The organism is Streptomyces sp. NPDC058964 (genome assembly GCF_042741275.1).
GTDB lineage: Bacteria > Actinomycetota > Actinomycetes > Streptomycetales > Streptomycetaceae > Streptomyces.
Window position 1 is genome coordinate 1 of record NZ_JBHYKH010000334.1, and the last position, 10,051, is coordinate 10,051.

General features: G+C 72.0%; 10 protein-coding genes. 5 read left to right on the forward strand and 5 right to left on the reverse strand.

Annotated features, from left to right (window positions below; all coding sequences use genetic code 11):
* Positions 1 to 54 precede the first annotated feature (54 nt).
* The gene (locus tag ACFW2E_RS31700) at positions 55 to 522 is read left to right on the forward strand and encodes a DUF4231 domain-containing protein (protein ID WP_384470716.1); all 468 of its coding nucleotides are present in this window, start codon (positions 55 to 57) and stop codon (positions 520 to 522) included.
* 31 nt (positions 523 to 553) lie between these two features.
* Here the strand turns inward: ACFW2E_RS31700 and ACFW2E_RS31705 are convergent, their stop codons facing one another.
* Complete coding sequence (locus ACFW2E_RS31705; protein WP_384470719.1) at positions 554 to 1,975, reverse strand: lipase maturation factor family protein; 1,422 nt, start codon at positions 1,973 to 1,975, stop codon at positions 554 to 556.
* A 158-nt stretch (positions 1,976 to 2,133) separates the two neighbouring features.
* On the opposite strand from ACFW2E_RS31705, the gene ACFW2E_RS31710 reads away from it, so the two are divergent.
* From ACFW2E_RS31710 to ACFW2E_RS31720, 3 genes are read left to right on the forward strand one after another with little or no spacing between them, the layout of a single operon-like run.
* Positions 2,134 to 3,345, forward strand: coding sequence for a DUF6777 domain-containing protein (locus tag ACFW2E_RS31710; protein WP_384470722.1), 1,212 nt, complete (start codon positions 2,134 to 2,136; stop codon positions 3,343 to 3,345).
* A gap of 59 nt (positions 3,346 to 3,404) precedes the next feature.
* Positions 3,405 to 5,492, forward strand: a complete 2,088-nt coding sequence (locus ACFW2E_RS31715; RefSeq protein WP_384470725.1) for a SpoIIE family protein phosphatase — start codon at positions 3,405 to 3,407, stop codon at positions 5,490 to 5,492.
* A 31-nt stretch (positions 5,493 to 5,523) separates the two neighbouring features.
* On the forward strand, positions 5,524 to 6,387 hold the full coding sequence (locus tag ACFW2E_RS31720) for an Fpg/Nei family DNA glycosylase (RefSeq protein ID WP_384470728.1): 864 nt from the start codon (positions 5,524 to 5,526) through the stop codon (positions 6,385 to 6,387).
* Positions 6,388 to 6,402: 15 nt separating this feature from the next.
* Here ACFW2E_RS31720 and ACFW2E_RS31725 read toward each other — a convergent pair whose 3' ends face one another.
* The 3 genes from ACFW2E_RS31725 to ACFW2E_RS31735 all read right to left on the reverse strand — a co-directional run bounded on the left by ACFW2E_RS31725 (position 6,403) and on the right by ACFW2E_RS31735 (position 8,411).
* Positions 6,403 to 7,062, reverse strand: a complete 660-nt coding sequence (locus ACFW2E_RS31725; protein WP_384470731.1) for a zf-HC2 domain-containing protein — start codon at positions 7,060 to 7,062, stop codon at positions 6,403 to 6,405.
* A 138-nt stretch (positions 7,063 to 7,200) separates the two neighbouring features.
* On the reverse strand, positions 7,201 to 7,716 hold the full coding sequence (locus tag ACFW2E_RS31730; RefSeq protein WP_384470734.1) for a hypothetical protein: 516 nt from the start codon (positions 7,714 to 7,716) through the stop codon (positions 7,201 to 7,203).
* Between the two features lie 146 nt (positions 7,717 to 7,862).
* Positions 7,863 to 8,411 carry a sigma-70 family RNA polymerase sigma factor gene (locus ACFW2E_RS31735; protein WP_384470737.1) on the reverse strand — a complete coding sequence of 183 codons (549 nt, stop codon included), beginning with the start codon at positions 8,409 to 8,411 and terminating at the stop codon, positions 7,863 to 7,865.
* A gap of 228 nt (positions 8,412 to 8,639) precedes the next feature.
* Between ACFW2E_RS31735 and ACFW2E_RS31740 the strand changes: the two genes are divergently transcribed.
* Positions 8,640 to 9,788 (forward strand): CapA family protein, encoded by a 1,149-nt coding sequence (locus ACFW2E_RS31740; RefSeq protein ID WP_384470740.1) that lies wholly within the window; start codon positions 8,640 to 8,642, stop codon positions 9,786 to 9,788.
* A 25-nt stretch (positions 9,789 to 9,813) separates the two neighbouring features.
* Here ACFW2E_RS31740 and ACFW2E_RS31745 read toward each other — a convergent pair.
* Positions 9,814 to 10,051 (reverse strand): amino acid permease C-terminal domain-containing protein (locus ACFW2E_RS31745; RefSeq protein ID WP_384470743.1); only part of this gene is annotated, 238 nt, incomplete at its 5' end.

A 10,051-nucleotide genomic window follows, 5' to 3' on the forward strand; every position in this document is an offset into this window, starting at 1 on the left:
CCCGCGCACCGTCCGGGCTTTCCCCGGCGCCGGCCCAGCCACGATGATGTGCCGATGAGACGAAGAAGGGTCCCCGACACCTCCTGGGCCACGGAGCCTGACCCCCTGCTGACCCTCGCCCGAAGGGAGTTGGCGTTCTACGCGAAGACCTGTGACCGGGCCAGGAGGCTGCACCACGTCACCGAGCTGGGCGCGCTCCTGACCACGTCGGTGACCGTCGTGGCCGCCGGTCTGCACGCTCCCGCCTGGCTGACCGCGCTGATCGCGGGCGGCGCCGTCTTCTTCACCGGCATGCGCCAGCTGTACGGCGCCGGCTCGCGCTGGGTACTGGCCGCGCAGGCGCGGGAGACACTGCGCCGGGCACTCGACCGCTATCTGCTGCTGCCCGAGGCCGAGCGGGACGCGGCGGCCCGGCAGGCGCTGCAGGCGGTGGTCGAGGAGGTCGGCGCCAATGAGCTGCGGGCATGGTCCGAGGCACAGGGCGGCCGCCCGGAACCGCCCCTGCCCGTGGTGGGATCCTGACCCGCGCATCCCACCCCCGCGGCGGTGGGGCTCACGACCGCTGAACGTCCGTGGCCAGCCGGCTCGGCGGCAAGTACTCGCGCACATACGTACGCTCCCAGCAGGCGCCCGTCTCCCGCAGTTCCCGCCAGGTGGTGTAGCGGTAACGGAAGAGGCGGGCGCGGACGTAGCGAGGGGGCTCGTCGGGCGGGAACGGGGAGCTGCGGAGCAGCTTCAGCGTGTCCCGGTCGTTCTCCAGCAGCCGTTCCACCAGACCGCCGAACCAGGAGCCGGCGTACGTGGGCGAGAGCGCGGCGAACCACATCAGCCAGTCGAGGCGCAGGTGGTAGGGCGCGAACTGGCGGGGCCAGTGCCGTGGATCGCCCGGTTTGCCCTTGAACTCGTACTCGCGCCACTCCGCGCCCTCGTGCGGCGTGGCGTCGAGCGTGCCCTCGACCACCACCTCGTACCGGACCCGGCTGACGCTGCCGAACGCACCGTAGGTGTTCACCAGGTGGAGCGGGTCGAAGGAGCGGTTCATGACCTGGCGGCGGGAGATCATGTTCGTCACCGGGCGGTAGCTCAGGTACAGGACGAGCGCGCCCACGGCGAGGACGGCGATCTCGTACCAGAGCGGGGCCGGGGCCGTGGACGGCGCGGCACCGGGGATCCGGAGCGCCGAGACGGCCAGCACGATGGTGATCCAGTTCAGCCAGGAGAAGTTGCCGGACAGGACGAGCCACAGCTGGGTGACGATCATCAGGGCCGCGGCGGCCGTCGCGATCGGCTGCGGAGTGAACAGCAGCACCGGCACCACGAGTTGGGTGAAGTGGTTCGCCGCGACCTCCACCCGGTGCAGCGGCTTGGGCAGATGGTGGAAGAACCAGCTCAGCGGGCCCGGCATCGGCTGTGTCTCGTGGTGGTGGTAAAGGCAGGTCAGCTTCCGCCAGCAGGCGTCTCCGCGCATCTTGATCAGACCGGCGCCGAACTCCACACGGAACAGGATCCAGCGCAGCAGAAAGAGCACCACGACGGGCGGCGCGACCTCGTCGTTGCCCAGGAACACGGCGAGGAAGCCGACCTCCAGGAGCAGTGACTCCCAGCCGAACGCGTACCAGGTCTGGCCGACGTTGACGATCGACAGGTACAGCGCCCAGGGCACCAGCCACAGCAGCATGCCGCCCCACAGGGGCAGCAGCGAGTCCAGGCCCGCGAGCAGCGCCGCCGACACGGCACAGCCCGCCCAGGAACACGCCGCGAAGAAGCGGTCCGAATAGTGGAGGTGGAAGAGGCTGGGCGCGCTGCGGAACGGCGTCCGGCGCAGATGGCGGGGGATGGGCAGCATCCCGCGCTCGCCCAGCAGCGCGCGGAACTGCAGGGCCGCCGTCAGGAACGCGACGAGGTACACGCCGGCCAGAGCCCGCTGAAGGACCAGTCGGCTCCACCAGTACTCGGGTGCGGTGAACCAGTTCACGGCCGTGCGCTCCTTCCTCCATTGTGGCGCCGCGACCGTGCGGTGCCGGAGCGTCCGTCACTCTGTGTACCGCGCCGCTCCACTTGCGTAACCCGGGCGAGTGAAACAGACAATTGGTGGATCAGTGACGATCTGCCCGACATGATCTGGGAGAAGCAGTGCGGATACGCACCGGAACCACCGTCGTGGCCTGCGCGCTCTCGGCGGCGCTCCTCGTCGCCGGATGCGCCCGCGAGGGCGCCGAGGACACCGGGCCGAGCGCCGAAGTCGTCCTGCAGCCGGCCGAGGCGCAGGGCCCCGACCCCTTCACCGGCTCCACGGCGACCGCTGCGGCGGCCCCGGCCCGGGTCACCCGGGCGGCGCAGTCGGCCGTTCCCGCGCGGAACGCCTCGGTGCCCCTGAGCGGGCGCCGGTCCATCTCCGGCGGCACGCCGGGCCTGTACGGCGGCACCGCGCGCGTAGGCAGCTGTGACGTCGAACGGCAGATCGACTATCTGGCCGCCGATCCGGCCAGGGGCCGCGCCTTCGCCGGGGTTGAAGGCATCACCCGGGCGGCGGTCCCCGGCTATCTGCGCGCTCTGACGCCCGTCGTCCTGCGGTCCGACACCCGGGTCACCGACCACGGATACCGGGACGGACGCGCGACCGGCTTCCAGTCCGTGCTGCAGGCGGGCACCGCCGTGCTCGTCGACAACCGCGGAGTGCCGCGGGTCCGCTGTGCCTGCGGTAACCCGCTGAAGCCGCCCCGGGCGTCCGGCGGCGGGTCCGGCACCGGCGGGCAGCCCTGGTCCGGCTACCGGCCCGGCGAGGTCGTCGAGGTGACTCCGGCACCGCAGGTGGTCAGCAGCTTCACCGTCGTCGACCTCGGCAACCACGGCTGGATCGAACGCCCGATCGGTCACGACGTCCGGCACGACCACGTCGTACCCCCGGCCGAGAGCGCCGCTGAACCCCCGAGCAGCCCGCGGCCGGAACCGCAGGAGACCCGTCCCGGTGCCGCCCCGGGCCGGACCGGCACGGTGCCGGGCACCGCGCCGGCCGGATGCGCCACCCCGGCGCAAACGGGCTGCGCCACGGCGGCACCGGTCACCGTCGTACCCCGCGACCAGCTCGCTCCCCTCGTCGCGGCCCCACCCGGCACCGGCCTGCCGGACCAGGGTGCCGCAACGGCGATGCCCCAGGCGCCGTGGTTCCCCGACCAGCCGGCGCTCACCGAGCCCTGGATCTATCCGGACACCGCGGAGCAGACCGGCCCCGAGAACGTCCCGCAGGTCCCCGGCCTGCCCGACGGCGAAGCTCCGGTCCCGGACGACGTCACGTCCGTCACCGGCAGCATCTTCGACAGCCCCACCGTCGTCTTCGGCGGCTGAGGCCGATCGTGGCACCGGCACCGCTCGAAGAATCGGGCGAATCCTGGCAAGGTGGCCCCATGGCTGATCGGGGAGGGAGCGCCCTGTCAGTCCAGGACGACTGGCCCGCCCACCCGGATCCGATCCTGGCGCTCAATCGCATGGGCTCCTTCGACTGGGACCTGGACACCGGTCTGTTCCACATGGACGCCCAGGCCCACGAGGTGTTCGACGTCCTCCCGGAGGAGTACGACGGACGTCCCGAGACCCTCGCCGTCCGGGTCCCCCCGCCGGAGGCCGCCCGGCTCGACGCCGTGGTGTCCCAGGCCATCAAGGACGGCAGCGAGAACTACGGGGCGTACTTCCGCATCCGCTGCCGCGACGGCACACTGCGCTGGACGCACACCCAGGGCTACATCCGGCGCGACGGGACGGGCCGGCCCCGCCGGGTCATCGGCATCGTCCGGGACGCCACGCAGGAACTCGAGGACATCGAGGCGAACAGCCTGCGGGCGGCCCAGGACGAGGCGGTCCGCAGACAGACCGGTGTCGTACAGGTCATCACCGCGGCCCTCTCGCACGCCCGCACCGTCCAGGACGTCATCGACGTCCTCAAGGACACCCACGGGGTACGGCACCTCGGCGCGGCGAGCCTGGTCATGGGCCTGGTGGAGGCCGGCCGGATCCGGCTCGTGGCCGAGGGGCCGGAGGGCAGCTTCGTGCCCGGCACCCGGGTCACCCGGATCGAAGAGCCCTACCCGATGGGCGAAGTCGTACGGACCCTGAGCCCGCGGTTCATCGAATCCCGGGAGGAGTTCGCCCAGGGGTACCCGCTGCTGTGGCCGCACATCACCGACCTGAACATCACCTCGGCCGCCTACCTGCCGCTGATCGCCCAGGCCCGCCCGATCGGCGCCATGGGTCTGCTCTACAACGACCGGCGCGGCTTCTCCGACGAGGAGCGGACCGTCCTGGTCGCGCTGGGCAGCAGCATCGCGCAGAGCCTGCAGCGGGCCATGCTCTACGAGCAGGAGAAGGACCTGGCCCAGGGCCTGCAGCAGGCGATGCTGCCGCGCACCATCCCCAGCGTGCCGGGCGCCGACGTCGCCGTCCGCTACCGCTCCGCCTCCGCCGGGGGCTCCCTGGGCCGGGACATCGGCGGCGACTGGTACGACCTCATCCCGTTGCCCGGCGGCCGGGTCGGCGCCGTCATCGGCGACGTCCAGGGACACGACACGCACGCGGCGGCCGTCATGGGTCAGCTGCGCATCGTGCTGCGCGCCTACGCCGCCGAGGGCCACACCCCGGCCACCGTGATGGCCCGCGCCTCCGTCTTCCTGCACGAACTCGACACCGACCGCTTCGCCACCTGCCTGTACGCGGAGGCCGACCTGTCCACCGGAGTGGTGCAGGTGGTCCGGGCCGGTCACATCGACCCGCTGGTCCGCGGGACGGACGGCAGCTGCCGCCGGGTGCCGGTCGACGGCGGCCTGCCGCTCGGCCTGTCCGCGGAGTTCGGGCGGCTGGAGTACCCGGTCTCCACCCTCGAACTCGACCCCGGACAGACCCTGCTGCTGTGCACCGACGGGCTGGTCGAGCAGCCCGGCGCGGACCTCGACGACGGCATGCGGGCCCTCACGGCACTCATCACCTCCGGCCCGGACGACGTGCGCGGCCTGGCCAACCGGCTCATCCAGGTGGCCGAGGCGCGCGGCGGCGACGACGACGTGGCCCTGCTCCTGCTGCGCCGCAGGGTCCTGGACACCGTGCGGCCCGGCGGCCGGCTGCAGCAGCACGTGGCCCCCGGCGACCCCGAGGCACTGACGCTGGCCCGGCACCTGATCCGCGCCGCGGTGCGCGCCTGGGGCGCCGGGGACCGCGCCGACGAGATCGAGCTGGTCGCCGACGAGGTGATCACCAACGCCCTGATGCACACCGAGGGCTCCGCGATCGTGACCCTCCGCGTCCTCGGCGGCAGCGACCGGCGCCTGCGCGTCGAGGTGGCGGACTCCTCCAGCGCCCTGCCGCGCCGCCGGGAGGCGGGGGAGTCGGGGGTCTCGGGACGGGGGCTGCTGCTCGTCGACATGCTCAGCGACGTGTGGGGCGTGGAGGCGCGGGGCGGCGGGAAGTGCGTGTGGTGCGAGTTCGTGGTGCCGGAACACACCTGACCCCACCGGCCCCGGATGGCACTCTGGACGTATGCCGGAACTCCCCGAGGTGGAAGCGCTCAAGGACTTCCTCACCGAGCAGCTGGTCGGCCGCGAGGTCGTGCGGGTGCTGCCGGTCGCCGTCAGCGTCCTGAAGACGTTCGACCCTCCCGTCGGCGCCTTCGAGGGCAGCACCGTGACCGGGGTGCGCAGGCACGGCAAGTTCCTCGACATCGAGGGGGACACCGGCCTGCACTTCGTGACCCACCTGGCCCGCGGGGGCTGGCTGCAGTGGAAGGACCGGCTGCCGGACGGCCCGCCCCGCCCCGGCAAGGGCCCGCTGGCCCTGCGGGTCGCGCTGGAGACCGGCGCGGGCTTCGACCTCACCGAGGCCGGGACGCAGAAGCGTCTCGCGGTGTACGTCGTACGGGATCCGCGGGAGGTGCCGGGGGTGGCCCGGCTCGGTCCGGACCCGCTGGCCCCGGACTTCGACGAGGCCCGGCTCGCCGCCCTGCTGCGGGACGAGCGGCGGCAGATCAAGGGCGCCCTGCGCGACCAGGGCCTGATCGCGGGCGTGGGGAACGCCTACAGCGACGAGATCCTGCACGCGGCCCGGATGTCCCCCTTCAAGCTCGCCGCGTCCCTGACCCCCGAGGAGACCCACCGGCTCCACGAGGCACTGCGCGCCACGCTCACCGAGGCGGTCGAACGCTCCCGGGGCCTGGCGGCCGGTCGTCTGAAGGCGGAGAAGAAGACCGGTCTGCGGGTCCACGGCCGCACCGGCGAACCCTGTCCGGTCTGCGGCGACACCATCCGCGAGGTCTCCTTCAGCGATTCCTCCCTGCAGTACTGCCCGACCTGCCAGACGGGCGGCAGGCCACTGGCGGACCGCAGGATGTCCCGGCTGCTGAAGTAGTCCGGCCGAAGCGGCTCACCCGGCCGCGTCGACCGTCACCAGCCGGTCGCCGTCGGCCGTGCGCACCTCGTACCGGGCGATCTCGTCCGGATGCATCGCGGCGCCCGCCCGCATGGTGTTCGTCGCGGCGTCGTGGCCGTTCTCGGTCCAGCTGCCGGCGACCTGCTCCGAGCCGTCCCGGCCGATGACGACCAGCCGGCAGGAGTGGGGGCCGGTGGCGTCCTTCACCTTCAGCTCCACCTGGCTGCCCCAGTCCGCGTCCGCGGTCGTGACCTGCGCCCACACCCCCGACCTCGTGTCGGTCGCCGCCGTGACCCGGACGGCCGAGTCCTCCTGGGCGGCCGTGTAGGCCACGACTCCGGGTCCGACCACCGCGAACACGACGGAGGCGGCCAGGCCGTACAGGAAGCGCCGCCGGTGCGCCCGGTGCCGTACGGCCACCTTGCCGAGCAGGCGGTCGAGCAGCTGCGGGCCGGGCTGGGCCATGGGGTGCACGAAGCGCGGGGTGGCTCGTCGGTAGAGCATCAACTGCCGTGCAGTCGGCCCGAATTCGGTCACGTGTGCCGCGCAGCGAGGGCACTCCATGAGGTGGTCCTCGAAGCGGAAGGCCTCCGCCTCGTCCAGCACGCCGAGCGCGTAAGCGCCGACGTCGCGATGCCTTTCCAGGGACCTCATGCCGAATCCTCGCGATGGGTGTGGGTGGGGTTACTCCTTGCTCCCACCCGTACGCACCAGACAGCCGAATCACTCAAGGCACACACCGAATCGTAATCAAGGGGTTCGGAGCGGCCGGGCCCGCGGATTGGTCGTGAATCAAAAAAGATGGATGGCGAGATGTCCGAGGGGCAGTCCGAGCTGCCAGGCGGGTGTCCAGACCTTGGGTCCGTCGTCCTCGCCGACCACCGTGCCGCCGCCCGGCACCGCGTCCAGGTCGGGGGCGAGCAGCTCGGTCTCCTCCAGCCAGCGCCAGGCCTCCGCCGCCAGGTCCAGGTCGGGCGACGGGCCGCCCGGACCGGCCGCCTCGGCGGCGAGATGCGCCATGCGCTCGCGCACCCAGTCCTGCCACGGCTGGTCGTACGCCGTCAGCGAGAGCCAGGTCTCCAGCTGGGTGACGACCCGGATGCCGGAGAGTTCGCCGTCGGTGTCGGACAGGAAGATGGTCAGCGCCAGCGCGTCCCGGCCGGCCCGGAACTCGAAGGATGTCGGCGGCATCAGATCGCCGGTGCGCAGCAGTTCGTCGGCGATGTACTCCGCGTACAACCACGCCATGGGGACGGTCAGTTCACCGCCGCCGGTGCCGTCCGTGCTCTCTTGACCTCTGTGCAGCATCCCTTCCTGCCTTCCTCCGGTGCGTGCGCGTCGCCCGAACCCGGGCCTGGGGCAGGGCCCCATCCGGAACACGGATGAAGACAGCTGATTGCTCAAACGTGGTCCTCAGCAAGGCGCTTTGCGAAGGCTTTACGTCGGCCTGGGTTTCACCGCAGGTCGGCCGTATATCCCGGAAGCACCCGGCGCAGGGCGCGCAGCGCGTAGTACGCGCGGGACTTCACGGTACCTGGCGGAATTCCGAGGGTCTGCGCGGCCTCCGCAACACTCGCCCCTCTGAAATACACGAGCACCAGGACTTCACGGTGCTCCGGAGTGAGTGTCTTCACAGCCTCGCGGACGTCCAGCATGGCGGCCGACCGTTCGGCGTGGTCGGCGATCACCCGCACGTTCTCCAGGACGGCGTCGCAGACCTCCGGCGGCCGCGCCTGCCGGGCCCGCCGCGCGTCGATGGCCAGCCGTCGTCCCACGGTCAGCAGCCACGGCCGTACGGAGTCGAAGTCGTCGGCGCGCAGCGCCTCGGGATGCTGCCAGGCGCGTACGAAGGTCTCCTGGACGAGGTCCTCCGCGCGCTGCCGGTCCCCGTCGCAGAGCCGCAGCAGCAGTGCGAAGAGCGGTCGGCCGTGCTCGCGCTGCAGCGCGGCGAGCTCGTGCTCGGCGGTCGTCGTCCCGGGCGGGAGGGTGGTTCCGGCCGTCATGGCCGTATGGCACCGCAGGGTGCGCCTCCGGGACAGAGTGCGCACGGGGGTCTGCGACGGACGGTCGATCGCGTCGACGAACGGTTCGACGAACGGTCCGTCAAGCCTCGTTCCGCGCACCGGACGGGTTAATGAGGGTGGCGGAACCGTTTGGGGCGGCTTCCGGATTCCTACCCATTCGTCTGTAAATATGGCTTTCGGTTCATATCAAGACATTGGGGTGAGCTGATGATCGCACGCAGACGACAGGTGGCCCTGGCCCTGACGGCCCTCCTCGCGGCGGCCGCCGCCTGCCAGGCCCAGGAGCGGCAGGGCTCCGCACCGCCGGGCCGCCCGGCACCGTCCGCCGCCCGGGGATTCACCCTCGTCGCCTCCGGTGACGTGCTGCCGGACAACTCCGTCGTCGACCGGGCCCACTTCGACGCCGGCGGCAACGGCTACGACTTCCGCCCGATGCTCTCCGGTGTCGAACCCGTCGTCTCCGCCGCCGATCTGGCCCTGTGTCACATGGAGGCCGTCTACGGCGAGAGCAGCGACTACACCGGCTATACCGCCTTCAGGTCCCCGCCGGAAGCCGCCCTCGGGCTCACCGCGACCGGCTACGACAGCTGCTCCACCGCCTCCAGTCACGCGCTGGACGACGGCGCCGCCGGCATCCGGCGGACCTTGGACACCCTGGACCGGGTGGGCCTGCGGCACGCCGGGACGGCGCGCACCGAGGGCGAGGCCCGCAGCGTCACGATCCTGCCCGCGGGCACCGCCAGGGTCGCGCAGCTGTCGTACACGTTCGACACGAACGGCACGCTTCCGCCGGACCAGCCCTGGGCCGTCGACCTGATCGACGAGCGCCGCATCGTCGCCGACGCCCGCGCCGCGCGGAAGGCCGGCGCCGACGTGGTGGTCGCCTCCCTGCACTGGGGCACCGAATGGCAGGACGACCCCGACGAGCAGCAGCTCACCCTCGCCAGGCGGCTCACCGCCTCACGCACCGGCGGCCGCCCCGACCTCGACCTCATCCTCGGCACCCACGCCCACGTCCCACAGGCCTACGAGAAGATCAACGGGACCTGGGTGATCTACGGGACGGGCGACCAGATCGCCGGCGAGACGCACAACCAGCAGGGTGTCCGGGACCTGCGCGGCAACCAGTCCACCATCGGCCGCTTCACCTTCGCTCCGCCCACCCGGCCCGGCGGGCGCTGGGAGGTGACCCGGGCCGAGTTCATTCCGCAGATGTACGACCTCGACGCCGGCCGTGTCGTCGACCTCAACGCGGCGATCGCCAACGGCGCCGACCTGACCGGAGTGCGCGACCGGATCCGTGACGTCGTGCTCAGCCGGGGCGCGGCCAAGGACGGACTGGTCATGGGGGAGTGACCGGGCCCGAGCCGTTCCGCGCCCGCTATCGGTCCGCCAGTTTCGACCGCTTGTACGAGTAGCTGAAGTAGATCACGCACCCGACCACGAACCACACGGCGAACCGCACCCAGGTCTGCCACTGCAGGAACGTGATCAGCCAGACCGAGAAGACGATGCCCAGGGCGGGCACGAACGGCATCCACGGGGTGCGGAAGGTGCTCGGCAGTTCGGGCCGGCGGTAGCGCAGCACGATCACCGCCGCGCACACCACCACGAACGCC

Excerpts from the sequence above, each read along its gene's own strand:
- ACFW2E_RS31735 (WP_384470737.1), bottom strand. The coding sequence starts at position 8,411 with ATGACGGCCGGAACCACCCTCCCGCCCGGGACGACGACCGCCGAGCAC.
- ACFW2E_RS31725 (WP_384470731.1), bottom strand. The coding sequence starts at position 7,062 with ATGAGGTCCCTGGAAAGGCATCGCGACGTCGGCGCTTACGCGCTCGGC.
- ACFW2E_RS31720 (WP_384470728.1), top strand. The coding sequence starts at position 5,524 with ATGCCGGAACTCCCCGAGGTGGAAGCGCTCAAGGACTTCCTCACCGAG.
- ACFW2E_RS31700 (WP_384470716.1), top strand. The coding sequence starts at position 55 with ATGAGACGAAGAAGGGTCCCCGACACCTCCTGGGCCACGGAGCCTGAC.
- ACFW2E_RS31730 (WP_384470734.1), bottom strand. The coding sequence starts at position 7,716 with ATGCTGCACAGAGGTCAAGAGAGCACGGACGGCACCGGCGGCGGTGAA.
- ACFW2E_RS31715 (WP_384470725.1), top strand. The coding sequence starts at position 3,405 with ATGGCTGATCGGGGAGGGAGCGCCCTGTCAGTCCAGGACGACTGGCCC.
- ACFW2E_RS31740 (WP_384470740.1), top strand. The coding sequence starts at position 8,640 with ATGATCGCACGCAGACGACAGGTGGCCCTGGCCCTGACGGCCCTCCTC.